General features: G+C 54.3%; 23 protein-coding genes and 1 tRNA gene. 17 read left to right on the top strand and 7 right to left on the bottom strand.

Annotated features, from left to right (window positions below):
• Window positions 1-600, top strand: a complete 600-nt coding sequence (locus ABJ205_RS07170) for a DUF4329 domain-containing protein (protein ID WP_348155527.1) — start codon at window positions 1-3, stop codon at window positions 598-600.
• A 21-nt stretch (window positions 601-621) separates the two neighbouring features.
• Window positions 622-954: a hypothetical protein gene (locus tag ABJ205_RS07165; RefSeq protein WP_348155529.1), complete on the top strand. Its 333-nt coding sequence runs from the start codon at window positions 622-624 to the stop codon at window positions 952-954.
• Between the two features lie 123 nt (window positions 955-1,077).
• Here the strand turns inward: ABJ205_RS07165 and ABJ205_RS07160 are convergent, their stop codons facing one another.
• Window positions 1,078-1,560, bottom strand: coding sequence for a YHS domain-containing (seleno)protein (locus ABJ205_RS07160; RefSeq protein ID WP_348155531.1), 483 nt, complete (start codon window positions 1,558-1,560; stop codon window positions 1,078-1,080).
• A 296-nt stretch (window positions 1,561-1,856) separates the two neighbouring features.
• On the opposite strand from ABJ205_RS07160, the gene ABJ205_RS07155 reads away from it, so the two are divergent.
• Window positions 1,857-3,011 carry an alpha-hydroxy acid oxidase gene (locus ABJ205_RS07155; RefSeq protein WP_348155533.1) on the top strand — a complete coding sequence of 385 codons (1,155 nt, stop codon included), beginning with the start codon at window positions 1,857-1,859 and terminating at the stop codon, window positions 3,009-3,011.
• Between the two features lie 15 nt (window positions 3,012-3,026).
• Window positions 3,027-3,497, top strand: coding sequence for a hypothetical protein (locus tag ABJ205_RS07150; RefSeq protein WP_348155535.1), 471 nt, complete (start codon window positions 3,027-3,029; stop codon window positions 3,495-3,497).
• A gap of 80 nt (window positions 3,498-3,577) precedes the next feature.
• Here the strand turns inward: ABJ205_RS07150 and ABJ205_RS07145 are convergent, their stop codons facing one another.
• Window positions 3,578-4,132, bottom strand: a complete 555-nt coding sequence (locus ABJ205_RS07145) for a YHS domain-containing (seleno)protein (protein ID WP_348155537.1) — start codon at window positions 4,130-4,132, stop codon at window positions 3,578-3,580.
• A 345-nt stretch (window positions 4,133-4,477) separates the two neighbouring features.
• On the opposite strand from ABJ205_RS07145, the gene leuA reads away from it, so the two are divergent.
• The 3 genes from leuA (at window position 4,478) to ABJ205_RS07130 (ending at window position 8,458) form a co-directional block, all read left to right on the top strand.
• A complete protein-coding gene (gene leuA / locus ABJ205_RS07140) occupies window positions 4,478-6,148 on the top strand; it encodes a 2-isopropylmalate synthase (protein ID WP_348155540.1) in 1,671 nt (556 codons plus the stop codon).
• Between the two features lie 217 nt (window positions 6,149-6,365).
• Window positions 6,366-7,412 carry an amidohydrolase family protein gene (locus tag ABJ205_RS07135; RefSeq protein WP_348155542.1) on the top strand — a complete coding sequence of 349 codons (1,047 nt, stop codon included), beginning with the start codon at window positions 6,366-6,368 and terminating at the stop codon, window positions 7,410-7,412.
• A gap of 62 nt (window positions 7,413-7,474) precedes the next feature.
• The gene (locus ABJ205_RS07130; protein ID WP_348155543.1) at window positions 7,475-8,458 is read left to right on the top strand and encodes a nitronate monooxygenase family protein; all 984 of its coding nucleotides are present in this window, start codon (window positions 7,475-7,477) and stop codon (window positions 8,456-8,458) included.
• Here the strand turns inward: ABJ205_RS07130 and ABJ205_RS07125 are convergent.
• The 3 genes from ABJ205_RS07125 to ABJ205_RS07115 form a co-directional block, all read right to left on the bottom strand.
• Complete coding sequence (locus ABJ205_RS07125) at window positions 8,455-8,994, bottom strand: AHH domain-containing protein (RefSeq protein ID WP_348155544.1); 540 nt, start codon at window positions 8,992-8,994, stop codon at window positions 8,455-8,457. The two genes, ABJ205_RS07130 and ABJ205_RS07125, sit on opposite strands and share 4 nt — an antisense overlap.
• A gap of 69 nt (window positions 8,995-9,063) precedes the next feature.
• Window positions 9,064-9,900: a hypothetical protein gene (locus ABJ205_RS07120; RefSeq protein WP_348155546.1), complete on the bottom strand. Its 837-nt coding sequence runs from the start codon at window positions 9,898-9,900 to the stop codon at window positions 9,064-9,066.
• A gap of 134 nt (window positions 9,901-10,034) precedes the next feature.
• Entirely contained in the window at window positions 10,035-10,403 is a 369-nt protein-coding gene (locus tag ABJ205_RS07115) for an NAD(P)H-dependent oxidoreductase (protein WP_348510030.1), read from the bottom strand.
• Between the two features lie 195 nt (window positions 10,404-10,598).
• On the opposite strand from ABJ205_RS07115, the gene recJ reads away from it, so the two are divergent.
• From recJ to phoB, 10 genes are all read left to right on the top strand, one after another.
• Window positions 10,599-12,392, top strand: coding sequence for a single-stranded-DNA-specific exonuclease RecJ (gene recJ, locus ABJ205_RS07110; RefSeq protein WP_348155550.1), 1,794 nt, complete (start codon window positions 10,599-10,601; stop codon window positions 12,390-12,392).
• A gap of 119 nt (window positions 12,393-12,511) precedes the next feature.
• Window positions 12,512-12,586: transfer RNA gene (locus ABJ205_RS07105), tRNA-Glu, on the top strand.
• Window positions 12,587-12,708: 122 nt separating this feature from the next.
• Window positions 12,709-13,902, top strand: a complete 1,194-nt coding sequence (locus tag ABJ205_RS07100) for an ATP-binding protein (RefSeq protein WP_348155552.1) — start codon at window positions 12,709-12,711, stop codon at window positions 13,900-13,902.
• 182 nt (window positions 13,903-14,084) lie between these two features.
• Window positions 14,085-15,485 (top strand): porin, encoded by a 1,401-nt coding sequence (locus ABJ205_RS07095; protein WP_348155553.1) that lies wholly within the window; start codon window positions 14,085-14,087, stop codon window positions 15,483-15,485.
• 105 nt (window positions 15,486-15,590) lie between these two features.
• Window positions 15,591-16,637, top strand: a complete 1,047-nt coding sequence (locus tag ABJ205_RS07090; protein ID WP_348155555.1) for a substrate-binding domain-containing protein — start codon at window positions 15,591-15,593, stop codon at window positions 16,635-16,637.
• A gap of 26 nt (window positions 16,638-16,663) precedes the next feature.
• Window positions 16,664-18,040 carry a phosphate ABC transporter permease subunit PstC gene (gene pstC / locus ABJ205_RS07085; protein WP_348155593.1) on the top strand — a complete coding sequence of 459 codons (1,377 nt, stop codon included), beginning with the start codon at window positions 16,664-16,666 and terminating at the stop codon, window positions 18,038-18,040.
• Window positions 18,033-19,313: a phosphate ABC transporter permease PstA gene (gene pstA, locus ABJ205_RS07080; protein ID WP_348155556.1), complete on the top strand. Its 1,281-nt coding sequence runs from the start codon at window positions 18,033-18,035 to the stop codon at window positions 19,311-19,313. The genes pstC and pstA overlap by 8 nt, the downstream gene beginning before the upstream one ends.
• Window positions 19,314-19,351: 38 nt before the next feature.
• Window positions 19,352-20,098 carry a phosphate ABC transporter ATP-binding protein PstB gene (gene pstB / locus ABJ205_RS07075; protein ID WP_348155594.1) on the top strand — a complete coding sequence of 249 codons (747 nt, stop codon included), beginning with the start codon at window positions 19,352-19,354 and terminating at the stop codon, window positions 20,096-20,098.
• Complete coding sequence (phoU, locus tag ABJ205_RS07070) at window positions 20,098-20,766, top strand: phosphate signaling complex protein PhoU (RefSeq protein ID WP_348155558.1); 669 nt, start codon at window positions 20,098-20,100, stop codon at window positions 20,764-20,766. The genes pstB and phoU overlap by 1 nt, the downstream gene beginning before the upstream one ends.
• 102 nt (window positions 20,767-20,868) lie before the next feature.
• Entirely contained in the window at window positions 20,869-21,558 is a 690-nt protein-coding gene (gene phoB, locus ABJ205_RS07065; RefSeq protein WP_348155560.1) for a phosphate regulon transcriptional regulator PhoB, read from the top strand.
• Here the strand turns inward: phoB and ABJ205_RS07060 are convergent.
• The gene (locus ABJ205_RS07060; protein ID WP_348155563.1) at window positions 21,555-22,223 is read right to left on the bottom strand and encodes an extensin family protein; all 669 of its coding nucleotides are present in this window, start codon (window positions 22,221-22,223) and stop codon (window positions 21,555-21,557) included. The genes phoB and ABJ205_RS07060 overlap by 4 nt on opposite strands.
• A gap of 84 nt (window positions 22,224-22,307) precedes the next feature.
• On the bottom strand, window positions 22,308-25,832 hold the full coding sequence (locus ABJ205_RS07055; protein ID WP_348510029.1) for an error-prone DNA polymerase: 3,525 nt from the start codon (window positions 25,830-25,832) through the stop codon (window positions 22,308-22,310).
• Window positions 25,833-25,939: the final 107 nt, after the last annotated feature.

Raw genomic sequence — 25,939 nt, 5'->3', positions numbered from 1 at the left:
ATGTCCGACCCACGCACCACCCACTTAATTTACGCTCTTTGTGCAATCGCCTTTGTGGTGATCATTGCGCGTGCTTACATGAACGTTAAGGGCCCAGAGGCTCTGCAAGCGGTTCTCCCGCAATCACAAGTACAAGCCTTTGCAAAGGAACAGTTGGACGCTTTACAGGAGCGCAGCTTTTCTGAGAATATTGAGCTTCGCGGAATCATTTTCGAAACCAGCGAGGGCGAGCTCGGCGCGTCGCGTAAAATTGGCGGCGATGAAGCCACCTGCGACCTTTCTTATTTCGATGAACCCGGCATGGTGCCGATTGCCAGCTTTCACACGCATGGACGGTTTAGCCGGGATTACGATGGTGAAGTGCCGTCGCTCACCGATATAGAGAGCGATATTGCCAGTGGTCTTGATGGCTACATCTCAACGCCGGGTGGCCGATTCTGGCATATCGATCATGAGATGCAAGTGGCAAACCTTGTTTGCGGTCCTGACTGTATGATCCAAGATGCACGGTATCAGCCTTGCGCGAATGATGTGATCCCTAGCCGCTTTACAATTTCAGAGCTGGCCGCGCGGTTCAACGGATCTGGCCCAACTTGTTAAAATTCTTTAGACGGGAAAAGAGTGTGGCCGGAAGAAGCTAGGAGGAGTGTCCTCCCGACCACACTCACGCATGCACCCGTCAGGCAGCAGGCGCACATCCAGAAGCGGCACAGCAGCCCGAAGCTTCGCAAGCCGAGGCAGCGCAGCCCGAAGCGGCACAACCTGCTGCGGCGCAAGCAGAAGCGGCGCAACCTGCAGCAGCACAGCAACCTGCAGCGGCACAGCAACCTGCAGCGCAACAACCAGATGCTGCACAAGCCGAAGCTGCACAACATGCGGCAGAACATTGTGCCGAAGCCGGAACAGCTACACTTGCAACAGCAAGGCCGCCTGCAACCATCAACATTTTCGTGAAGTTAGTCTTAGTAGTCATGGGTATTTCCTCTCAAATCGTGAGTAACAAAAGGGGATGCGGGCGGCTGCTCTTGCACAGGGGAAACTGGCAAGGGTAAGCATGCAGCCGCCACACAAGGCGGATCAGTCGCCAAACTTCTTGCCGTCTGGAACTTTCGTCCAAGCAGGGTCTGATTTGGCGATGAAACCATCAATGTCGCCAAGCCATGTGCCTTGAACATTGCGGTTGAAATTCAGATAGAGCTTGCCGCCGTGAATCTTGTAAAGCGTAGCGTCGCCCGGTGCGAGCGAGCCGCGGCTCATTGCCCAGGCACAGTGACCGCCATATTGCGGAGCGTAAGCGTCAGGGTTCGCTTTAAACGTATCCGCATTGGCTTGACTTGAGAAATGGTAAACTGCGCCGCCGTGCTTAACTTTGAAGTTTGCGCTTCCAAGGACGGGTTTGCCGTCGCCTTGGAAGTAGCTGACCGTGTCATAGCCACTCACAGCGACATTGGCGCCTTCAACGCCAACGAAGATGCCACCGTCAGCCATAGCAGGTGCGCTGAGCGCAACCGGTGTGGCGAGCATAGCGGCAGCTGCTGCTCCTAAATACCTGAGTTTCATTTGTAATCTCCTTATTTCCCGCTTCGTTAAAAAGCGTCGTGCGGCGACCACAAGGCCTATGCAGGTTGGGGGCTTAGGGGTGTTCACCGGTCTAAGGGGGAGACCGGCGGGGTGACCCGCTTAGCGCCTTGCGGCCGCGCACATCTGTTGTTTCGCAGGGAAATCGCAATTGGTGACAACCAATCAAAAAAAATGTTTGGATTTGTATTTTTCTTCGCAGCAGCGTTCTTAAGTGAACGCCTCGACACGGCGATGACAATCCTTCAGAGGCACGTAAAAGAACACGGGCGAGAGCAATGCGTCTTACTGACTGCCACAATATAGACGATTTCAGGAACCTTGCGCGAGCGCGGCTCCCCTTCCCGGTGTTTGACTATATCGACGGCGCGGCAGACGATGAGCTAACGAAGGCACGCAACACTTCGAGCTATGACAATGTGGACCTTGTGCCCAATGTCTTAGCCGGGGTTGAGACGATTGACACCTCTTGCACAATCCTGGGCCGCAAAAGCGCCCTTCCGCTAATCCTCTCACCCACTGCCGTACAGCGGGCCTTTCATTGGCAGGGGGAAACCGCGGTTGCCAAAGCGGCTGATAAGTTTGGGCTTTGGTTCGGGATTTCCAGCCTCGCGACACGGTCAATCGAAGAAATTGCAACGCTCACAAGTGGCCCCAAAATGTTCCAGCTCTATGTTCATAAGGACAAAGGGCTCAACGCCCATATGATTGAACGGTGCCGTGCAGCAAAGTTTGATGCGCTGGCTTTGACAGTGGACACTATCGTGGCGGGTAAGCGTGAAAGATGCTTGCGCAGTGGTTTTACCACCCCGCCCCGTTTTTCCCCCTCAAGCGTGTGGAGTTATGCGACCCGGCCTCGCTGGACGTTGGATTATCTCTTTCGAGAAAAGTTCCGCCTTCCAAATCTCGATACGCATGTAAGCGAAGGATCTAGAGAAGCCGTGAGCATTGCAGATTACTTCAACACCATGCTCGACACTTCGATGGGTTGGAGCACCGCTGCTCAGATTCGTGAACAATGGGGCGGCAAATTCGTTCTCAAGGGCGTCATGAGCGCTGGCGATGCACGGCGCGCGGTGGAAATTGGCGCGGATGCCATCATGATATCCAACCATGGCGGCCGCCAATTGGACGGGAGCCGGGCACCTTTCGATCAATTGCCAGAGATCGTCGACGAGGTCGGCGGCAAGATCGAGATAATTTGCGATGGCGGAGTTCGCCGGGGAACGCACGTTCTAAAAGCGCTTTGCAGCGGAGCGACAGCTGCGTCAGGTGGCCGTCTATATCTCTATGCGCTCGCCGCTGCTGGGCAAGAAGGGGTTGAGCGCGCTCTGAATATCCTCAAAGATGAGATTGAACGCGGGATGCGCCTTATGGGGGTAACAAAAGTGGAGCAGCTCACGAGTGAGCGGCTAAGAACTCGCAAAAGTTAAGCATCGGAGAAGGTCTTGAATAAACGCCGCGCCGTTCTCGTCAGCACGCTTATCCTTGCAATCACTGCCTGCAATTCCAGTAATGAGGGTGGCTCAAACACCGCTGAGGACTTTGCCGCTCGTATCAATGGCAGCAAGTCTGGCGCTGAAACAGTTGAGCCAAGCGATAGCCCCACTGTTGCCGCCCCACTGCCCGGCGCTGTCCCCAGGTCCGCTGGGGTTGTCGGTGTCACAGAAGAAACGGCGGTACCCGGAACAATGGATGATCCGCAAAGTTCGATTTGCGCCGCCAATTTGATGGGCCCATTTATAGACAAACCTGCCGATGACGCAGCGCGCACTGCGATCTTGGAAGCAGCCGCTGGCGCAGGCTCGGTGCGCTTTGTTTTACCGGACGGTGCAAATGTGCAGCCCGATCCGGCCAGTCCCCGCTTAAGCATTATGATCGACAATCTCGGCATTATTCGTGACGCGCGCTGCGGGTAACTTTCCCTTACCCGACTCACAAAAAAGCCCGGCGCCAATCGTAAGATCGACGCCGGGCTCTTAATTTCGGTACTCAGCTATTAGCTTTTGAAGTGCTCATCAGCTGAGTGCGTTGGGTAGTTCTTGTCACCGTTTGTGATGAAGCCGGGGATGTCTTTTTGCCAGTTCGCTTGAACGTCTTTGTTGAAGTTCAAATAGAGCTTTCCGTCAACAATTTCATAGACTTCGGGATCGCCTGGTGCAAGCGCATCTTTCGCGCCAATGGCCCATGCACAATAACCGCCGTAAGCTGGGGCATATTTTGCTGGATCTTCGACAAACGCGTTCGCATTATCTTCATTGGCGAAGCGGTAGTCATAACCGTTGTAACGAACGGTCAGCGCCTCGGCGCCTTCTACTGGCGTGCCGTCACCAACAAAGTAACTCACAACATCATAACCGCGTACAGCTAGCGTATCGCCAACGTTTTCAGTGTAGATTGGGTTCTCTGCCTCACCGCCAAGATCAGCAAAAAGGCCAGCTTCAACAGCAGAGCCTTCGGTAGCCACAGAATCGCCTTCAGCTGCATTTTCAGCAGGTGCGCTACACGCGGCAACAGTAGCCAAAAGAGCGAGGGTAAATAGTGATTTTTTCATCGGGATATCCTCCGTTAGGGGTGATTTCAATTTTCCCCAGCAGCCTGATCGCTGGGTCTCTAGCCTTTTCGGCGGTCATTCAAAGATGGTTACAGCAAGATTTTCGAATGACCAAAAAACTGCATTAAGATAGAAAATCGGGCGTTTGTGCACTTTGTGCGGCTTGCACTGTCAGGGTAAATCAGCAAAGACTACGCGCATGACTTATGGCAATGCGATCCTACTACGACTTATCCGCCCTTGGGCGGTGTAGGGTTCGTGCGCATGAGAATGGCGCGGCCCACCGTCCAAGGGTCATTCAAGCCATCTCCCAATCACTACCTCAACAAGTGACAAGTCTAAGCCATGCTTAAAAATCCTTCGAACAAATATCGCCCCTTCCCGCAGATCAATCTGCCAGATCGCCAATGGCCATCGCGCATTGTTGATAAAGCACCCCGTTGGCTTTCCACCGACCTTCGCGATGGCAATCAGTCAATCATCGATCCGATGGACGGTGTGAAAAAGCGGCGTTTCTTTGATCTACTCATCGAAGTCGGTGTCAAAGAAATCGAGGTCGGCTTCCCAAGCGCCGGCGCGACCGAGTTCGATTTTATCTCTGGTCTAGTGCAATCGGATGCTGTGCCGGATGATGTTCTGGTACAGGTCCTTACCCAAAGCCGTGAAGATTTAATTCGCACGTCATTTGATAGCCTTCGCGGAGCGCGCGCAGCCATCGTACACCTTTATAACGCAGTCAGCCCTGCGTGGCGCGATATCGTGTTTCGCATGAGCAAGGATGAGGTTCGCGAAATCGCCATGAATGGCGCCAAGGTGATGCGCGATTGTGCCGCCGCGCAGCCTAACACCGATTGGAATTTCCAATATTCGCCAGAGACCTTCTCAACCGCTGAAATAGACTTCTCAATCGAAGTGTGCGCCGGTGTGATGGAAGTGCTTCGGCCAACGCCGGACAAACCCATCATCCTCAACCTGCCCGCAACGGTAGAGGCCGCGACCCCGAATATCTACGCCGATCAAGTCGAATATTTCTGCAAGCATTTGCCTAATCGTAAAAGCGCGGTGATATCGCTCCACACCCACAATGACCGGGGAACCGGCGTTGCGGCGGCAGAGCTTGGACTTATGGCGGGCGCGGACCGTGTGGAAGGGTGCCTGTTTGGGAATGGTGAGCGCACTGGCAATTGCTGCCTCGTGACGATGGCGCTTAATATGTACACGCAAGGCCTTGATCCTGAGCTTGATTTTTCAGACATCGACCGCGTTATTGAAACGGTTGAGTATTGCAACGATCTGCCCGTGCATGAGCGTCATCCTTATGGCGGTGAATTGGTATATACCGCGTTTTCTGGCAGCCATCAGGATGCGATCAAAAAAGGCTTTGAGGCGCATAACACGCAAAACGATGAACTTTGGCGTGTTCCGTACCTGCCGATTGATCCAGCCGATTTGGGCCGCGACTATGAGGCAGTAATCCGCGTTAATTCACAAAGCGGCAAAGGCGGGTTTGCTTGGGTGCTGGAGCAAGATCAAGGCCTGAAGCTCCCCAAAAAGATGCAGGCCGACTTTTCGAAGTATGTTCAGCATATGGCCGACCAACTCGGCCGTGAACTCAACGCGGCGGATATTTGGGAAGCCTTTAAAGGCGCCTACCACGTCCAGACTTCGGATAAGTACTTCCAATTGGTCGACTATGAAGAAAGCCGTGCTTCTGATGGCACCCGCCTGTTTGCCGGCAAAATCGCGGTCGATGGCGGCACACAAAGCGTATCGGGACGTGGCAATGGCCTAATCTCAAGTGTCGTCACCACGCTTGAGGATGCATTCGATCTTAATATCAAAGTCCTCGACTATACCGAGCATGCGCTTGGAACAGGCCGCAATGCAAAGGCTGCAGCCTACCTCATGTGCCAATCGGGCGACCAGATCATCTGGGGCTGCGGCATCGATGAAGACGTCGCAACTGCCAGTGTTCGCGCAGTGCTAAGTGCGGCAAATTCGGCGGTTGTGGCATAAGGCGCGGTCTCTTTCGCCTTTCTGCGCGCGAACCGGATTGCCATCGAGCCCGGTCTAGGTAAGCGTCGATGCGACGGATGATTACTGGCATGGTGTGTTTACCGAAAAACGACTTGTTGAGGCGTTCAATTACTCAAGCCACCGCCGGTAAACACAAATGGCCAAACGGCGCATAGTCCTTGATAAAGGTCAGAAGAATCGCAGGAGATACGAAAACATGAGTGAAGCCATTCTGGAAGCCGATCTTCCCATCATCGACCCGCACCACCACCTGTGGGACCTGCGCCCGATGTTGTCGATGTTCCCGGAGCCCCATCACCGTTTTATCGAAACACTGCTACCGGTGGCACATTACACATTTGATCAATTCAACGCCGAAGTCACGACAAGTGGTCATAATGTTATCGGCACCGTCTTCATGGAATGTGGAGCCTTCTACAATGGTGCCTATGGCGAAGGGCTTAAACCCGTGGGCGAAGTTGAATTTGTGAATGGCGTCGCCGCACAAAGCGCCAGCGGCTTATACGGCGAAACGCGTCTTTGCGCCGGGATCGTAGGTCATGCTGACTTAACTCAGGGGTCTGCCGCAGGCGAGGTACTCGACGCGCTCAAAGCCGCAGCGCCATCGCGGTTTAAAGGTATTCGCCATCAAGGCGCATGGGACGCTGATCCCGAAGTGCTTGGCCCTCCGTTCCACGCGCCGCCTGAGCTTTACCGTGATGCCGCTTTCCGCAAAGGATTTGCAGAGCTTGGCAAGCGTGGGTTGACGTTTGATGCGTGGGTATTGGAGCCGCAAATTGACGATGTGATCGACTTGGCACGCGCCTTTCCTGATACACCTATTTGCCTTGATCACTGCGGCACTCCATTGGGCAATGCGAGCTATTCGGGTAAGCTCGAAGAGCGTTTCCCGATCTGGCGCGAGGCTATCCTCGAGTTAGGCAAATGCGAGAACGTGATGGTGAAGCTCGGCGGCCTTGCCATGCACAATTGCGATCTACCACCAGAAGGACCGGCTGCAGGTTGGTCGTCGGAAAAATTGGCTCCCCTTTGGAAGCCTTACATCGAAACTTGTATTGAGGCATTGGGCACAGACCGGGCCATGTTTGAAAGCAATTATCCGGTGGATCGCTGGGGTGCAAGCTACCCTGTGCTTTGGAACACTTTTAAGCGTATCACCGCTCAATCAAGCAAGGATGAGAAAGCTGCACTCTATGCCGGAAACGCAAGCCGTTTCTATGGGCTAGAAGACCTGCTTGCTTGATTGCGATTTGCAACCTAACGCATTCGTAAAGTGACACTGGAAAGTGACTAGGAGAGAATTGAATGCCCCTTCCCGCCCCGTTTGACCGTCTGCGCCTTCCGCTAATCGGTTCACCGCTGTTCATCGTTTCCGGCCCTGAGCTGGTGATTGCGCAGTGTAAGGCTGGGATAATCGGCAGCTTTCCGGCCCTGAACGCCCGCCCACAAAGCCTGTTGGATGAATGGCTTCACCAAATCACAGAAGAGCTAGCTAAGCACAACCGTGAGAATCCTGAGAAGCCGGCAGCTCCGTTCGCCGTCAACCAGATCGTTCATAAGTCGAATGACCGCGTGATGCAGGACATGGCCACATGTGAGAAATGGCAGGTTCCCTTGGTGATCACCTCGCTTGGTGCCCGCACCGAGATTTTTGACGCCGTGCGTGGTTGGGGCGGCATTACCATGCACGACGTCATCAACAACCGCTTTGCCCACAAAGCGATCGAAAAAGGCGCAGATGGTCTTATTCCAGTTGCGGCAGGAGCAGGCGGCCATGCCGGTGTTCAGTCACCGTTTGCTCTCATTCGCGAAATTCGTGAGTGGTTTGACGGCCTGGTCGCTCTTTCCGGCTCAATCGGCCATGGAGCGTCGATCCTTGCGGCTCAAGCAGTCGGCGCAGATTTCGGCTATGCTGGAAGCGCGTTTATCGCGACTGAAGAAGCGAACGCCGATCAAGGTTATAAGCAAGGCATCGTCGATGGCTCTGCGGAAGGCATCGTTTATTCCAACCTCTTTACAGGCGTGCATGGAAACTACCTGCGTTCTTCGATTGAGAACGCAGGTATGGACCCGGACGACCTGCCCGTTAGCGATCCTTCCAAGATGAACTTCGGCTCAGGCGGCAACACCAAAGCTAAAGCATGGAAAGACATTTGGGGTTCGGGCCAGGGTATTGGATCAATCAAATCCGTTGGCACAGTTGAGGAAATGGTTGCGCGCTTCGAAAGCGAGTATCACGCTGCCAAGACGCGAATGGTTGAAGCTTCCAACTGTACGTCTTGGACTTAAGTAGAGGACCAAATTTCCTCCGCCATTGCATCGAGCGTATCAAAGTTGAAGCCCGTACCCAGCGGGTCTTTTCGGTTTAGCACGAAACCCTTATCTTCGTTGATCAGGCGGATGCGAAGCGCCCTTTGAAGAAGGCGCATCCGATCAAGGGCCTCATTGCGCGCGGTTTCGGGATCTTTGCGATTCACAAGGTCCCAGCGCTGCTCGATTGAGCCAATTCGCTCAATAACAAGCTCGTTGTATCTCCGGTGTGGTCCGCGATGGAGCGGTAGGCCAGTTTGCACCGATGCTTCTTCTGTCGCTGGCAGTAAAAGGCCGTTGTAACGGAAATCATCAAACCCAACGCGCACGCGCCCGATGCTTTCAAACATTCGACCAAAATAGCGTTTTGCGAGCAATTGCTTTGGCAAAAGATGATGGCGTTGAAGGCCAGGGTCGTAGTGAGGAGAGCCCGGCCGATTTACAGACTGAAATGAAATTATGGGCCGGGTACCACTAAAGGCGCTTGCGCTCTGCCCAGTCGCTTGCGGACGCACCCCTTGTCTCTTTCGCGCTATCGCTAGCGCAGTGATCCCAGACAACCAATCCCTCTTCGGCAGCGGCGATCATTCTCGCCAAACTCTTACGAATTTTCCGTTGCGCGATGGCCGCATCAGCAATCTATTGCCATCAGGCGCAACCACGCGTTCACTGGTCTCTACACCACCTACCAATACCATTTGGTTTATGAGCCGTACACCAAGCCGAGTCGCTGTAACCTTGTCGCTTGAAAGGGGAGGCTCAATCCGCAATTCCTGCCCTATCCAAAAATCAAGTCCCTCGCTTTGCAGCGCGCCGTCCACGGCTTCACGAAATGCCGTCAGACCAAGGGCCGGAAAAGGTCCGCCATCCAACCATGCAGTGACAATAGATTCGAAGAATTGGTGTCCGATCGCACTGCCAGCGGGAGGCCAAACAACGCAGGCTAGCTCATCGAAGTGGTCAACTAAGTCCCGTGCCAAACCCAATAGGCTTTTGGCGATCGGGATTAACCTTTCGCCGCCCGCAAGATGATGACCCGGTGTCAAATGGAGCGCTTCGTAGTCGTCTTTTGCGGGCAACTGTGTCAAATCGAAGCGATGCGAAACTTGTGGGGCATCGGATGGATGCCCCGGGGCCAGTCCCGCTAGATCAAATGTCAGACCATCTCGAACAAATTCGACCCAAACGCGGTCATGTTGGATATTGGTTATTGTTTCCCCAGCATGGCCCGCATCCTCGCCTTCTGGCGTGACAAGCCGCAATGATGATTCACCGACAGGGTCATGGCTGATGGACACATTTGGATAACATGCAGCAAATTCTTTGATCGCGCGGCGATCTGGTCGTTTTCCGCGCCCAAACAAAAGAAAGAGCCCTTGAGGGCCCGGGAGACCAGGATCAGAGATAGCAAGCCTCCCCATTATAAAGTTTCCGACGGGCGCCCTTAAGGCGCGTAAGACTATTTCTTAGAAAAGCAGAAAATGCAATCCAAGCTACCGCCGTGGCTTCATCGCTTCCGATGTTATTCCCCATCTTAGTTTCCCTCCACCGGAATTCAGAATACACCTAAAGAAATGCCTTCTGAAATAGACAGTCCGAGTTCTTCGCATTCTCTTTCGATTTGCGGAGGGACAGTTTTTTCTGCCCAAATCTCTTCTGCCTTTTGTGCACCAAAATTTACAACCTTGGGGTCTGCGACACGTTTTAAACGCCAACCCGTCGCAATTCGGTCAAGTTGCCGCTGAGCCCCCTCCCCATCTGAACCTGCTGCAATGATCGAAGCATATGGTCTGCCTTCGATCTTGCCGAGCACGGCATAATAATGGGTATCGAACATTTCCTTCATCTCGCCGCTGATCGAAGCAAGATTCTCAGGACAAACAAAGACATAGCCGGCCGCATCGAGAAGGTCATGCGTCGTCACATTGCTCGCCCTAATCAACCGCGCATTCTCGTGACGCGCAGCAGCTTTCGCCATCTGTTCGCTTGCGCCAGTGCGGCTATGCCAAATTATGAGAAGCGTCCTATCCTCGCCCATAACCCATCCAATCCCAAGAGCCTGTCGATTGTCAATCCTTGGTGCCTGTTGTCATGATGGTGGATGGGTTAAATGGGATGAATGGTAACACGAACACTTTCAAACGTACTCGGTGTCTCTCAATCGCTTGGCGGTCGAGAGTGGCGATGGCGCGGAGGCACAATGGACTGCGGCGAGGAAACCTTCGGCCTCAGCAGTGATATCTTGGAGCAATTGCTCCTGTCGCGCGGAGTTGCTCGCGAGGAGATCGCCAAACACACCTCCCCAACGATGCGCGAGTTTTTGCCGAACCCGTCTGAGTTTCGCGACATGGACAAGGCGGCTGAGCGCATTGCGGATGCCGTCATCAAGGGCGAGAAGATTACCGTCTACGGCGATTACGATGTTGATGGAGCGACAAGCGCAGCTCTGCTCATCGACCTTTTGGCCGGGCTTGGGGTTGAAGCGGGATATTATATTCCGGATCGCTTGCTCGAAGGCTACGGACCTAGCGGCGAAGCTTTGGTCCGACTTGCCGAAGACGGTTCAGATTTGATCGTCACCGTCGATTGCGGGGCTATGGCTCACGAAGCTCTCACTATGGCGCGCGATGTGGATGTTGATGTGATCGTAGTCGATCACCACAAATGCGCAAGCGAACTTCCCCCGACGGCTGCTCTGGTCAATCCTAATCGGCTCGATGAAAGTGACCTTGCAGCTTCGCATGGACATTTGGCTGCGGTTGGCGTTGCATTTCTTTTGGCAATCGCTTTGGTTCGCACACTTCGTTCCAAAAGCTTCTTCGAAAACCGTGAAGAGCCCGATCTAATGGCGCTTTTGGACCTCGTTGCTCTCGGCACCGTTGCTGATGTCGCCGCCTTGCATGGCCTTAACCGCGCATTTGTTGCGCAAGGGCTCAAAGTGCTTGCCCGAAGAGACCGGATTGGGATGGCCGCGCTGCTGGATGCAAGCCGATTGAAACGTGCCCCGATTGCTTCTGACCTTGGATTTGCCTTGGGCCCCCGTATCAATGCGGGAGGAAGAATCGGCGAATCAACCCTTGGTGTCCGCCTCCTCACAACCAACGATCCAGACGAGGCGCGTGACATCGCAGAGCAGCTGTCTGCTCTCAATGAAGAACGCCGTGCCATCGAAGCAGAAGTTCAAGAAGCGGCCGAAGCGCAATTGGATGGACAGCACAATATGGCTGTGCAGATCCTCTCGGGCAGCGGTTGGCATCCGGGTGTGATTGGAATTGTTGCTGGACGAATTAAGGAAAAAACCGGCAAACCCTCCATCGTCATTGCGCTCGATGGTGAAGAAGGTGCAGGCTCAGGAAAAGGTTCGGGACGTTCAATTAGCGGTGTCGATCTCGGTGCTGCAATTATCGCAGCGCGTGAGCAAGGATTGTTGGTCGCTGGCGGTGGTCATGCAATGGCAGCCGGCTTGACCATCGAGACCAACAAGCTTGCCGAGTTCAGCGAGTTTCTAGACACCCGTCTTGCCCGCGATGTAGAGCGCGCGCGACTTTCCCAGTCAATGCAATTGGACCTGTCTCTTGCGCCCGGCGGACTGACACCAGATCTGGTGACGACCCTAGAGGAAGCGGGGCCTTACGGAGTTGGTTGGCCTGCACCGCGCGTCGCAGTAGGCCCGGTTCGGATTGTGAAGGCCGACATTGTTGGCAAAGATCATTTGCGCGTCATTGCAGCAGGCACAGATGGCAAGAGCTTTAAAGCAATCGCATTTCGTGCAGCCGAGACAGAAATGGCGCAAACCCTAATTCATCGGAGCAAGTCGCGTCATTTCCATTTGGCCGGCAGGGTCAAGATAGATGACTGGGGCCCAAGGCCGGCAGCAGAGCTTCACCTTGAAGATGCTGCTTTTGCAGACTGAAGATCGGGCCAAAATCGCTATTCCTCACAGCATTGTTTAATTTTTCTCGAAACTTCGCAACATGAGGGCTTGACCCATGCTCAGAGCACTCGTAGATGCGCGCTCTCGCAAACGAGCGTGGCCCCTTCGTCTAGCGGTTAGGACGCGGCCCTTTCACGGCTGAAACACGGGTTCGATTCCCGTAGGGGTCACCAACTCCTCTTGCTTCTCAGCAAGGGTATGCGAAGCGGTTTTAAACAAACCCCCAACTCTTCGAAGATACGCTTTGACGCGCAAGCCTAAGTCACTAGACGCTTGGGTCATGGAGAAACGCCGCGTGATTCCGCAAACTGGTATCTGGCTCGCGATTGTGACGAGCGGGGCAATGTTGCTTTTCGGAATCGACCCAGTCTTTGTTCTGTCAGTACTCGGCCTTTGGGTGGGCTCGCTATTCCTCGTGACCAGCACACCTCCCGAATCGCGGGTCAAGAAGAAGAAGAAAACGCTCAGCCTTTCTTCAATGCGCGAGCTTTTGGAAAACTCCACAACACCTGTTCTGGTCACCGAAAAGAACACAATTGCGATTGCCAACCGCGCCTCGCGCAAGCTGCTCGGCTCTCATATTATCGGGCAAGATGCCCGTCTTGTTTTCCGCCAGCCCGCAGCAATTGCACTCCTTGAAAAAGAGCCCGGCGGTCAGGCGATTGTTCGTGGTCTAGTTCGGAGGCAGGACATCTGGCGGATCAATCGTCAGTCCATCGACGATGATTTGGCTGTGCTTGAGCTCATCAACAAAAGCGCAGAAGCAGATATCAGCCGCGCGCACACTGATTTTGTCGCCAACGCCAGCCACGAACTGCGCACCCCCCTCGCCTCCATCCTTGGCTATGTTGAAACCTTGAGTGAAAGCGGTGTCGATTTCGACGCGCTCACTTCGAAAAAGTTTTTGACCACAATTCAACGCGAGGCAAGCCGAATGCAAAGCCTCATCAGCGATTTGATGAGCCTGTCCCGTGTCGAAGCGGAAAAGCATGATGCCCCGCAAAAAAGTCTGGGATTGGCAAGTGTTGTTGAACGTGCAGCCCGAGATGCGGCCGGTTCTGAGCGGTTGGAGAGATTGGAACTCCAGTTCGCTGAGAAACCCGAAGTTCAAGGGGACGAACAACAGATTGAGCAAGTGATCCGCAATCTGGTCGATAATGCGCTTAAATATGGCGGGCCTGATACCCCGGTTCGCATCCGACTTGACCATTCGAGGCTTGGAGAGGCACGCATCACGGTGAGCGATCAAGGCGAAGGGATAGCGCCTGAACATGTGCCGCACCTTACCAGACGATTTTATCGCACTGATCCGGGCCGCAGCCGTGCCTCAGGTGGAACGGGCCTCGGCCTTGCCATCGTGAAACACATTGTCGAACGTCACCGCGGACGCTTGGATATAGAAAGCCAAGAAGGCGTTGGCACAAAGGTTATTGTCAGGTTCCCCATGGCTGATGATAGCGCTGATAGCGCTGATAGCGCGCAGGCCTAAGCAGCCTCTCTCCCCGCGATTAGTGAATGGGCCGGATCTGAGCCTCCCAAAAACCTCGGCAAAACCGGGTTATCCCCATTTGTCATTTTTCTGAAATATTAGAGTCATTTTGGCGTCACATCACGATCATATTCAGCCCTTCGACTCAGGCAATAGTCCTGACCCTTTACAGGAACGAATAGATGATATCTCACTCGAAGATTGCACTTTTAGCGATGACATTGACCTGTTCTGTGTCGAGCCAGGCTCTGGCGCATAACCCTCACGAGAACGCAGAAGAGATCGAAGCGCTCAAAACAGAGCTTCTTCGTTTGACCCAACGTTTGCAACAACTTGAAGGCAGCATAGCGCAAAATGCTGAAGCTACGCAGGCAGCTCAGAGTACGGCAGATACTGCGCAAACGGTGGCCCAATCTGCTGCAAACACAGCAGAAGCTGCAACGCTCGCGGCGAATTCAGCGCCACAGATCAATTTGAAAGCCGCGCCGGAAATCAAGGACGATCGCGGATTCACATTCAAGCCGCGCGGACGGGTAAACATCGACGTCGGATATGTTGGCGCGCCTGGATCAACCGGCGCGGACAGTGGATTTGACGCAGAAGCGCGGCGCGTTCGGTTGGGGGCATCAGGCAAAATCCCGGGTGGATTTGGTTACAAGGTCGAAGCCGATTTTGCTGAGAATGACGTCGCGCTGACAGATGCCACGATCACCTACAAAGACGATAGTCTGACTTTGACAGCCGGCCAGCACAACACATTCCAAGGTTTGGAAGAGCTCTCAAGCAGCCTCCACACCTCGTTCATCGAGCGTTCGGCGTTTACTGACGCATTCGGGTTCGAACGCCGTGTCGGTTTCTCAGCTCAGTACACGGCTGATAACCTTCTCATCCAAGGCGGCATTTTTTCTGATAACAGCGAAGATCTGCCCAATGGAAACACCAGCTTTGATGGCCGAGTTGTCTATGCGCCAAAATCGGGCTCTACTCAGCTGCACTTTGGCGGCTCGGTCCACTACAATGATCTAGGGACAGGAAGCACGGTGCGTTATCGCCAACGGCCGCTTGTCCACTTTGTCGACAACCGTTTCGTGAACACTGATAACTTCTCAGCTAACAGCGAGCTTGGAATTGGACTCGAAGCCGCAGCTATTTCAGGTCCGTTTCACGTGTCACTCGAAGGCTACCGCCAGTCGGTCAGTCGTCCGGGCGCACTTGCAAATCCTAGCTTCCTTGGCGCATCAGCAGAGGTCGGTTATTTCCTGACGCAAGGCGACAGCCGCGGCTATAAGGATTCGGCGGGTACATTTGACCGCGTAAAACCGAACAAACCCTTTGGCGAAGGCGGCAAAGGTGCGATCCAATTAAACCTGCGCTATGATCACCTTGATCTCAATTCCCAAGGCATCATCGGTGGAACACAAAACAGCGTACAAGCATCCCTGATTTGGACCTTCACTGACTACACTCGTATTTTGCTAAATTACGGCCTTTTGTCATATGATGACGCGGCTTTCCCAACCAATACCGGGGACACAAATTACAACGTACATGTGTTTGGGGCCCGCGCTCAAGTAGACTTTTAATCATACAAGCCTGCGCCGTTCATCTTCTGATTTCTGGCCAGCTTGTCTCTAAACTGAAACAACAATCCCTATGGGATCTCCTAAGCAATCAAGGGGAATACGATTATGAAACTTGCAAAAACCGCTATCCTTATGGCCGCATCATGCCTTGCATTAAGCGCATGTACCGACGAACTAGGCACCACTGAAAGCCGTGAAACGATCCGTTCAGTTGGCTCATCAACAGTTTTCCCGTTCGCGAAAGCTGTTTCTGAATCGCTTACCCGCTCAAACCCTGAACTGCCTGCGGTTGTCATCGAATCGACTGGTACTGGCGGCGGCATGAAGCTGTTTTGTTCTGGTGCCGGGCTCGACACCCCATCAGCTACAAATGCATCACGCCGCATGAAGGCATCTGAATTTTCCGATTGTCAGGAAAACGGAGTTGCGGACGTAATTGAAATGCAAGTCGGCCTCGACGGAATTGCTTTTGCATCAGCACAAGGCGGTATCGAACTCAATCTTACGCCAAAGATCGTCTACGAAGCGCTGGCTGCTGCTCCGTATGGAGGCGAGCAAACAACACAGACTTGGGCCGATGTTGACCCATCGCTCCCTGCTCTTCCTATTCTGGTCTACGGTCCGCCCACCACGTCAGGCACACGTGACGCTCTTAAAGAGCTGATCCTTGAGGTAGGATGTGAAAGCAATCCGGAAATGGATACCCTTAAGGAGCAAGACGAGGACAAATACGACCAAGTTTGCACCGAAGTGCGTGCAGATGGCCTTTACGTCGATCAGGGCGAACAGGACAACCTCATCGTTCAAAAGATCGAAGGTAATGAGAACGCCGTGGGTGTCTTTGGGTATTCTTACCTCGAAGAGAACGCCGACAAAGTTCAAGGTCTTCCTATGAACGGTGTTGATCCAACCTACGAAAACATCTCTAGCTTCGCCTATCCCGGCGCGCGTCCTCTATTCGTTTATGTCAAGAAAGCACACGTCGGTACGGTCAACGGCCTTGCAGAATATCTGACGGAGTGGACAAAAATGTGGGAACGCGGTGGCCCTCTGGCTGGCATTGGTCTAGTGGCCTCGCCAGACGATGTCATGGCCGCGAATCTCTCGGCTGCGACAGAGTACACGACCATCGATGGGTCGGAACTTAAGTAAGGCACTTTGTAAGTTAGGATAAGACGCTGACTGCTTCCTTCCTTTTGGTTCTGGGCTTAGCCCTTGCCGGGTGGCTATCAGCACGCAGCCGCGCTTGGGCTTTGCGTGCAAGCTCTGGCAGCAGGTTAGCGAGCCTTCCTAATTATCATGGTTGGTACGTAGGTCTTTGGATCTTCGTGCCAACCATCATTTTCGTGCTTGTCTGGAATGCGATTTCTCCGAATCTCGTGCTCCAGTCTGTGCTGGCAAGCCCAGCAGCGGATGGCCTGCCTTCATTGGACAGCGCACGGCTTGATGCATTGAGAGAAGCCCGCGCGGTTGCGAACGGCGCGATTGCTTCAACAACCAATCCAGATGCGCTGTCGATGATAGCGCCATTCAGCGATGCACTTTCTCAATATCGGTGGATAGGTATTGCGCTGACGGTGACAATCGCCGGGGCTGCGGGGGCGTGGTCTTACCTTCGCGTAAAACCGGAATTTGGCGCGCGCACACGGGTTGAGCGGGTCATTATGACGCTGCTAATCCTCGCATCGCTTGTCGCAGTGTTCAGCACTTTCGGCATTCTCGCTAGCCTCATATTTGAGACTTTCCGTTTCTTCGAAATGGTCTCGCCTATTGATTTCCTGTTCGGAACTTTCTGGTCGCCTGACCCGATGGCGAATGCCGAAAATCCAGATCCCACCCGCTATGGCGCGATCCCGCTTTTCTGGGGCACGCTTTTGATCGGGGCGGTTATCGCGATGATCGTCGCCATTCCCATTGGGATGATGAGCGCGATTTATCTAACCCAATATGCGCACCCGCGTTTTCGGGCCTGGGCAAAGCCTGCCTTGGAAATCCTCGCAGGTGTTCCAACCGTTGTTTACGGATATTTTGCTGCGCTTACCGTTGCGCCAATGATCCGCGACCTGGCGATGTCTGTGGGTATTGCCAACGCATCATCTGAAAGCGCTCTTGCCGCTGGCCTTGTGATGGGCGTCATGATCATCCCGTTTGTTTCATCCATGGCCGATGATAGCATCGCGGCTGTCCCGCAAGCCATGCGAGATGGTAGCCTCGCGATGGGCGCAACGACATCTGAAACAATCAAGCAAGTTTTGGTTCCCGCTGCCCTTCCCGGCATTGTGGGCGGCGTTATGCTGGCAATCAGCCGCGCTATTGGTGAAACTATGATCGTGGTGATGGCTGCCTCGACCGCTGCCAATCTGTCCGCCAATCCACTCGATTCAATGACAACTGTTACGGTCCAAATTGTCGCCATGCTTACCGGCGAAGGCAGTTTCGACCACCCAGCGACGCTGAGCGCTTTTGCGCTCGGTTTCATTCTGTTCCTTGTGACCCTTGGCTTGAACTTCGTCGCGTTGAGCGTCGTAAAAAGGTATCGCGAAGCTTATGAGTGATACGCTTGCTCCCTCCGTTACAGGCAGCCAGCCTGTAAGTGCGCACCGAACCGAGAGATTCGAGCAGCGCCTTAAGGTCCGCTATGCGCAAGAGCGGCGATTCAAAATGCTCGGACTGGCGGCGATTTCGTTCTCAGTGTTGGTGCTTATCGTCCTGCTGGCGAATATGGCTTTCAACGGCCTTGGCGGGTTTCAGCGCGCTGAACTCGCGGTTGAGGTCGACTTTGTGCAAAGCGGGCTGGCGACGCCGGAAGCGGGCGCAACAGCGGTAGAAACCATGCGAAGCCTTGATAACCAAGGCCTGCGATCTGTTGTTTACGGCGCGGCACAATCAAGCCTTGGCGCCGAAGGTGCAGAGCAATTGAACAGCGAAGCCTGGCGCGAAGTGGCCAGCATGATCCATTCCAACCCTTCGATTTTGACACGGACAGTAACGCTTGATTTAGCTGCGTCGGCTGACCTTGCCGCTGGGTATTCAGACGAAGGCACCGGCGAAATGCAGGCGCTTGCTGCGGATCTTTCCGACAAAGGCTTGCTCGCCAAGAATTTTGACTTCGGTTTCCTTGAACGCTCTGATGCGACCGACCCTCAGTTGGCTGGCATTTGGGGCGCACTTAAGGGATCTGTGCTCACGATGCTGGTCACTTTTGTGCTCGCCTTCCCAATTGGGATTATGGCAGCGCTCTACCTCGAAGAATATGCACCCAAGAACCGTTGGTCCGATTTTCTAGAGGTTTCGATCAACAATCTTGCAGCGGTCCCCTCGATCATCTTTGGTCTGCTTGGCTTGTTCTTCCTGATGGCCGCTTTCCCTACGCTGCGGTCGACCCCGATCATTGCCGGTATCACGCTTGCGTTGATGACGATGCCGGTGATCGTAATTTCTGGGCGCAATGCGATTAAAGCTGTTCCGCCGTCCATCCGAGACGGCGCGCTCGCAGTGGGAGCTTCCCCTGTTCAAGTTGTGTTCCACCACGTTTTGCCTTTGGCTCTGCCTGGTATGCTTACCGGGACCATTATCGGCATGGCGCGCGCTTTGGGTGAAACAGCTCCTCTGATCCTTATCGGCCTTCGCGCTTTCGTCGCGACGCCACCCGAAGGTCTTTCATCAGCGGCAACCGTTCTTCCTGTCCAAATCTTCCTGTGGTCCGATGAAATCGACCGCGGTTTTGTCGAACGCACAAGTGCAGCTATTATAGTGCTGCTTATCGTCCTCCTTTTGATGAATGGCCTCGCCATTTATCTGCGCAACAAGTTTGAGAAATCCTGGTGACCGTAATCCATCCCAATCTTGAAGCTGTCGATCCGAAGATGAGCGCTGAAGGCGTTTCGGTCTACTATGGCGACAAACAAGCCATTAAAGATGTCTCGATCGCCATTCCGGCCAAATATGTGACGGCCTTCATTGGCCCTTCTGGCTGCGGCAAGTCGACATTCTTGCGTGCACTTAATCGCATGAACGACACGATCCCGACTGCGCGGGTTGAAGGTCAAATCGAACTCGACGGCGAAAATATCTACTCGTCCAACATGGATGTGGTGCAATTGCGGGCCCGTGTGGGGATGGTGTTCCAAAAGCCTAACCCCTTCCCCAAATCGATCTATGACAACATCGCGTATGGCCCGCGTATCCACGGTATCTTCGAACAAAAAGGCGACCTTGAAGGGATCGTCGAAAGTTCGCTGCAACGTGCCGGCCTATGGGACGAAGTAAAGGACCGTTTGAACGACCCTGGAACTGCTTTATCAGGCGGTCAGCAACAACGTCTTTGTATTGCGCGCGCGATTGCGGTCGATCCCGAAGTGATCCTGATGGACGAACCTTGTTCTGCGCTTGACCCGATTGCTACGGCGAAGATCGAAGAGCTCATCGCTGAGCTTTCAAGCCGCTACGCTATCGTGATTGTAACCCACTCTATGCAACAAGCGGCGCGTGTTTCAGATCGCACCGCATTCTTCCACCTCGGCGAGATTGTTGAATACGGACGCACATCCGATATCTTCACCAATCCAATCGAGCAGCGCACCAAAGACTATATCACTGGGCGGTACGGCTAATGACAGACCATACAGTAAAAGCGTTCGACGAGGACATCACCCGGCTTCGCGGCTTGATCGGTGAAATGGGCGGCCTGGCAGAAGTGGCCATCGAAGAGGCATTGGCCTCACTTGTTACAGGCGATGCCAAGCGTGCGCAAAAGGTTGTTGAAGGCGACAAGAAACTCGATGAGTTGGAAATGCAGGTTGATAAACTTGCGATCCGAGTAATCGCCCTTCGCGCACCGATGGCCGATGACCTTCGCGAAGTGATCGCAGCATTGAAGATCGCCGGCGTGGTTGAACGCATCGGGGACTATTCAAAGAACATCGCCAAGCGCGTTGGGAGCATCGAAGGCAAGGATCGATTTGAACCGTTAACACTACTTCCTGCAATGGGCGAAGTGGCAGCGGAAATGGTTCACGACGTGCTCAAAGCATATGCAGCACGTGACCCTGATCTTGCGCGCGAAGTGATTGCTACCGACAACAAGGTTGATGCTTTCTACAACAGCATTTTTCGCAATCTTGTGAGCTACATGGTCGAAAACCCTGCGACCATTTCGAGCGCAGCACAGCTTTTATTCGTAGCCCGCAATCTGGAGCGGATTGGCGACCATGCGACCAATGTTGCGGAGATGGTCCACTTTGCGGCGACCGGTGTCTATCCACCAGAGGATGACCGTTGAGCAACAATATATGACACGCGTCATGAAATTGTAGCTTGGCTGAAGCAATAGGCGTCTGACACAGTTCGAAAGACACGGGATCGCGCTTAGGAGACAAATGTCATGTTAGCGGCCAAATTGCTCCTGGTTGAAGACGATCCCGCGCTTGCCGAACTGCTTGAATATAGATTTCAGAATGAAGGTTATGACGTTCGTTCGACCAAGGATGGCGACGATGCGCTGATGCTTGCCCGCGAGGAAGCCCCCGATCTCGTTATTCTCGATTGGATGATAGAGGGCACCAGCGGGATCGAAGTGTGCCGCCAATTGCGCCGCGACAAAACGACCGCCCATGTACCGATCATCATGCTCACTGCACGCGAAACCGAAGATGATAGGGTTCGCGGCCTTGAGATGGGCGCAGATGATTACCTCACAAAGCCTTTTTCCCCGCGCGAACTTCTCGCGCGCGTGGCCGCTGTAATGCGCCGCATCCGGCCAGCGCTTGCCGGTGAAACAATCGAAGTGGGCGATATCACGCTCGACCCGGTCGCGCATAAAGTTCAACGCCGGGGAGTGTCGCTGCAATTGGGTCCAACCGAATACAGGCTCCTTAAGTTCTTTATGGAAAGTCCGGGCCGCGTATTTAGCCGTAGTCAATTGCTCGATGGAGTATGGGGCAACGGCAGCGATATCGAACTGCGTACGGTCGATGTTCACATTCGCCGGTTGCGTCAGGCGATTGAGGTTGAAGGGGTTAAAGACCCGATCCGCACCGTGCGATCCGCTGGATACGCATTAGAAGCCGTTTAACGGCAGGCTCCCATCCAATTCCCACCTTGATCAAGGTGAAAATGATCGGCGTGAGCTGCGTTATATTCAGGTGATAGAACGACCGCGAAAACATCGCAGGCATCATCCCGGATTGCGCGTAGAAAACGGGCCTCATCTCCCTCAGTATTCCAGTTTTGAAGAAGGCTTATGCGTCTTCCATCTTTTAGGACCACTGCACTGATATCGATCGCATTTCCGGTTGAATGCTGGCTCCACGCATTAGAATTGCCGCCACGCATCCGCCGGCAATTATAAACACCGATATGTTCTAAATGGGAAAGCTCGCCACCTAGAATTTCGCGCGCGGCAGGTACAACGCTCTTCGTGCGCCATAGTTCGAGGGACGCGGCGACGGGACATGTCGTTGCGGGCACATTGGGCCTTAGCGGATAAGTATTTAGCTGCGTTCGATCTGGCCGTGCGCATGGACCTTCTCCTTGTGGTGGCAAGATAGAATAAGCAATCTCGCTTCGATCCAATACCGCGCGGCATGTTGGGGTATCGCCGCGCAAGGCGATCAGTTTTGTGGCTGTAGCAAGGCCAATCGGATCACGTAAATCGAGCGGTGCCAAAGGGTTGTGCTCTGGGTGCCGCTCCAACCAATGCCAACCGGCAAATACGGCAAGTGCAGCGATACTAAGCAAGATCAGACTTAACAGCCCGCGCTTTCTACTTTTTGATCTTCGTTTCCGAGATTTTGAACGCGTCTTTCGTGCCATGTGCCCCCTCTAGTGAAAATCCCGCGACTTAGGAATGATCCGATGGTTGCGTGGATGGCCTCGTGAGGGCGGTAGCGGATCGATAATGTCGCGTGGCTTTACCGGCTTTACCGAGCCTTTCTCAGTTGATGCTTTGCGACCTTGAAGCGGTGTGTTCACATGATCTGCACGTGCAACAGGCGAATTAAGCATGTCATCTGACAGTGAGTATAGTCGATCGGTCGCATCGGTGAGGTGGTGTGCGATGACATGGATCACCTCGTCATCATATTCGACGCGCCCTCGCACCTCCATCAACCGTGCGCCCATGATAACCTTGCGCTGCTCGGCCATCAGATCGGGCCAAATCACTATGTTCACTACCCCTGTTTCATCTTCAAGCGTGATAAAGCACACGCCTTTAGCGCTGCCTGGCCGCTGGCGGATGAGAACCACACCAGCAACCTGCGCCATAGAGCGATACTTGCGGTTCTTAAGGTCGCAGGCCCGCACAAAGCCGCGCTCGGCCAAGCGCGGGCGCAGGAAAGAGAGCGGGTGCGCTTTGAGGCTCAGGCGCGTGGTCTGATAATCGTTTACCACTTCTTCCGAGAGAGGCATCGTCGGGAGCTTAGTAGGTGAAATCTCTGCCCCTTCATCACGCTCATCAGCGGCACGGAAGAGCGGCAGGTCAGGTCCTGCAATAAGGCTACGTGCATCCCACAAGGCCTGACGGCGTGAAAGCTCAAGCGAAGTGAATGCGTCGGCGCTTGCAAGCCGCTCGATATGAGGAGGCGATAGCCCCGCCCGCTCGCGCAGCTCTGTGACATCGCGATAAGGGCCGTTTTCCCCTCGTTCTGCCACCAATTGTGCTGCGATGTGTTCATGCAGGCCGTCAATCTGACGCAGGCCAAGACGAAGCGCGATATGACGGTCGAGGCGGCCCGTGCGGGTATTACCCGCCCCATCATCAGTCTCTTCGAGCGTGCAATTCCATTGGCTCTCGTTCACGTCTGCCGGAAGCACTTTCACGCCATGCTCGCGCGCGTCCCGTACAATTTGCGCGGGCGCATAAAAGCCCATGGGTTGGGAATTGAGAAGCGCCGCTGCGAAGGCTGCTGGGAAGTGGCATTTGAGCCAGCTGGAGGCATAGACGAGATGCGCGAAAGAGGCCGCGTGACTTTCAGGAAAGCCGTATTCTCCAAACCCCTTGATCTGATTGAAACAGCGCTGAGCGAAATCCTCGTCATATCCGCGCTCAACCATCTTGCCGACCATCAGGTCCTCAAGCTCATCGACCTTTCCGCGCGACCGGAATGTCGCCATCGCCTTACGCAATCGGTTGGCTTCAAGGCTTGTAAACTTGGCCGCATCCAGAGCGATCTTCATCGCCTGCTCTTGAAAAATCGGCACACCCAAAGTGCGCGCCAAAATGCTGGAAAGCTCATCCGGTGGGCCGTGCGCTGGCGAAGGTTTGGGGATTGCAACCGCCTCTGCACCCCGGCGACGTTTGAGATAGGGGTGCACCATGTCACCCTGAATGGGTCCAGGGCGCACAATCGCGACCTGGATCACAAGATCATAAAATTCGCGCGGGCGAAGGCGTGGGAGCATGTTCATCTGCGCCCTACTCTCGACCTGGAAGACACCGAGCGAGTCTCCTTTGCGCAGCATCGCATAGGTCTCTGGATCCTCACGCGGCACAGTGGCGAGTGTCAAGGGGCGGTCATGGTGATCGGCGAGCAGGTCGAGGCATTTCTTGATGCAGGTCAACATCCCCAACGCCAGAACATCCACCTTAAGGATACCGAGCGCCTCAATATCGTCCTTGTCCCACTCGATGAAGGAACGCTCTGGCATAGCGCCATTGCCGATAGGCACCGTCTCTGTCAGCGCTTTTTGTGTCAGGATGAATCCCCCCACATGCTGTGAGAGATGGCGCGGCATACCGATCATTTGCTCTGTCAGGGCAAGCACACGTTTCAAATGTGGGTCGCTGAGATCCATGCCGATATCTTCGACATGCGCCTCTCCGATCTCACGCCCATGACCGCCCCAGACCGTGCGCGCGAGCGCGCTGGTCACATCCTCGCTGAGACCCATCGCCTTGCCCACTTCGCGGATTGCCATACGGGGTCGGTAATGGATCACCGTCGCCGTCAATCCAGCCCTCTCGCGGCCATATTTGGCATAGATATATTGAATCACTTCCTCACGCCGCTCATGCTCGAAATCGACGTCGATGTCGGGCGGTTCCTTGCGTTCCTCGGAGATGAAGCGGTCGAAGAGGAGTTGGTGCTTGGCCGGATCGACACTGGTGATCTCAAGACAATAGCAGACGGCAGAATTGGCCGCAGACCCCCTCCCCTGACACAGGATCGGCGGATCAACGTTCCGGGCAAAATCAACGATATCCTTGATGGTGAGAAAATAGCGAGCAAGATCCAGTTTGGCGATCAAGGCCAACTCGCGTTCCAACGTATCATGGACGGTTTCGGGAACACCCCCCGGATAATCTTTGGCAGGGTACCGCCGCTGCGCCCCGGCCCATGTTTCAACCTCAAGGAATTCTTGCGGGGTCATGCCATCGGGGTAAATCTCCTCCGGGTACTCATAAGCAAGCTCATCAAGAGAAAAGTCGCAATTATCCGCAATATCGCGCGCCGCATGGATTGCATGAGGCCAGCGTTCAAACAGGCGCACCATTTGGTCCGGCGACTTCAAATGTCGCTCAGCATTGGCGTGGAGCAAGTGTCCTGCCTCAGCCACGGTCCTCTTATTCGCAATCGCCGTCATAACGTCCTGTAAGGGACGCCGCGCAGCTGTGTGGTAGTGCACATCATTGGTCGCAAGCAGCATCAGACCATGCGCACGGGCAAGGTCATCCAATCGATCGATCCTCGCCGCATCATCCCCCCTATAAAGGTAGCTGGCGGCAAGGTGATGCAGGCCTGAGAGTTGGTGAGTGAGGTGACCAAGGATTTCAGGGAATGAAGCCGTCACACTCATCATCCCCGCCGCGCCATCTTCAGGCCGAAGAGGAACAACATTATTCTCAACCTCAATTGTGAGCTTTGCGTCCAGATTATCCGGGGGAAGGAGGATAAGTTGCACACCCTCAGAATGCTCCGCCAACATCGCAAGGCTGATCTCGCACACACCCTTTTCCTGCCACTCACCCGAGATCGTCCGCATCCGCCCTTGGCTGATCAAGCGCGAAAGACGGCCATAAGCGGCACGGTCCTTGGGATAGGCGAGGAAGGCGACCCCCTCGATCGTCTCAATCCTTGTGCCGATCACAGGTCGCAGTTTGAGCGTCTTTGCCTCAGTATGAAGCCGCACAACACCAGCAAAGCTGTTGCTATCGGCGATCCCCAGCGCATCATAACCCAGCTCGCGCGCGCTCATCACCAAGTCCACCGCATCGGAGGCTCCGCGAAGGAATGAGAAACAGCTCACCAACCCCAGCTCTACGAAAGGTGCCTTGGGTGGTGGCGCAATCAGGTCAGGGTCAAGTTCCAGCGTGCGTTTATCAGGAGTAAGCGGGGTTTCGGGCATTTGTTCTATATATGTTCCTTTCCACAATCCAGCAAATGCAAAACCTTTAACCGCCACCCTCGTTCATATACGTATCCAGCCTACACTCACCGGCCTAGGCTTGCTGA

It is taken from the genome of Erythrobacter sp. (assembly GCF_039988855.1).
GTDB lineage: Bacteria > Pseudomonadota > Alphaproteobacteria > Sphingomonadales > Sphingomonadaceae > Erythrobacter.
The sequence above is the reverse complement of the archived record's forward strand: the minus strand, read 5'-3'. Positions and strand labels throughout refer to the sequence as shown.

What these genes read in the sequence shown, in the direction of transcription:
- ABJ205_RS07055 (WP_348510029.1), bottom strand. Translation starts at nt 25,832, where the DNA reads ATGCCCGAAACCCCGCTTACTCCTGATAAACGCACGCTGGAACTTGAC.
- ABJ205_RS07135 (WP_348155542.1), top strand. Translation starts at nt 6,366, where the DNA reads ATGAGTGAAGCCATTCTGGAAGCCGATCTTCCCATCATCGACCCGCAC.
- pstB (WP_348155594.1), top strand. Translation starts at nt 19,352, where the DNA reads ATGAGCGCTGAAGGCGTTTCGGTCTACTATGGCGACAAACAAGCCATT.
- leuA (WP_348155540.1), top strand. Translation starts at nt 4,478, where the DNA reads ATGCTTAAAAATCCTTCGAACAAATATCGCCCCTTCCCGCAGATCAAT.
- ABJ205_RS07095 (WP_348155553.1), top strand. Translation starts at nt 14,085, where the DNA reads ATGATATCTCACTCGAAGATTGCACTTTTAGCGATGACATTGACCTGT.
- recJ (WP_348155550.1), top strand. Translation starts at nt 10,599, where the DNA reads ATGGTAACACGAACACTTTCAAACGTACTCGGTGTCTCTCAATCGCTT.
- phoB (WP_348155560.1), top strand. Translation starts at nt 20,869, where the DNA reads ATGTTAGCGGCCAAATTGCTCCTGGTTGAAGACGATCCCGCGCTTGCC.
- phoU (WP_348155558.1), top strand. Translation starts at nt 20,098, where the DNA reads ATGACAGACCATACAGTAAAAGCGTTCGACGAGGACATCACCCGGCTT.
- ABJ205_RS07155 (WP_348155533.1), top strand. Translation starts at nt 1,857, where the DNA reads ATGCGTCTTACTGACTGCCACAATATAGACGATTTCAGGAACCTTGCG.
- ABJ205_RS07145 (WP_348155537.1), bottom strand. Translation starts at nt 4,132, where the DNA reads ATGAAAAAATCACTATTTACCCTCGCTCTTTTGGCTACTGTTGCCGCG.
- ABJ205_RS07120 (WP_348155546.1), bottom strand. Translation starts at nt 9,900, where the DNA reads ATGGGGAGGCTTGCTATCTCTGATCCTGGTCTCCCGGGCCCTCAAGGG.
- pstA (WP_348155556.1), top strand. Translation starts at nt 18,033, where the DNA reads ATGAGTGATACGCTTGCTCCCTCCGTTACAGGCAGCCAGCCTGTAAGT.
- ABJ205_RS07130 (WP_348155543.1), top strand. Translation starts at nt 7,475, where the DNA reads ATGCCCCTTCCCGCCCCGTTTGACCGTCTGCGCCTTCCGCTAATCGGT.
- ABJ205_RS07160 (WP_348155531.1), bottom strand. Translation starts at nt 1,560, where the DNA reads ATGAAACTCAGGTATTTAGGAGCAGCAGCTGCCGCTATGCTCGCCACA.
- ABJ205_RS07170 (WP_348155527.1), top strand. Translation starts at nt 1, where the DNA reads ATGTCCGACCCACGCACCACCCACTTAATTTACGCTCTTTGTGCAATC.
- ABJ205_RS07090 (WP_348155555.1), top strand. Translation starts at nt 15,591, where the DNA reads ATGAAACTTGCAAAAACCGCTATCCTTATGGCCGCATCATGCCTTGCA.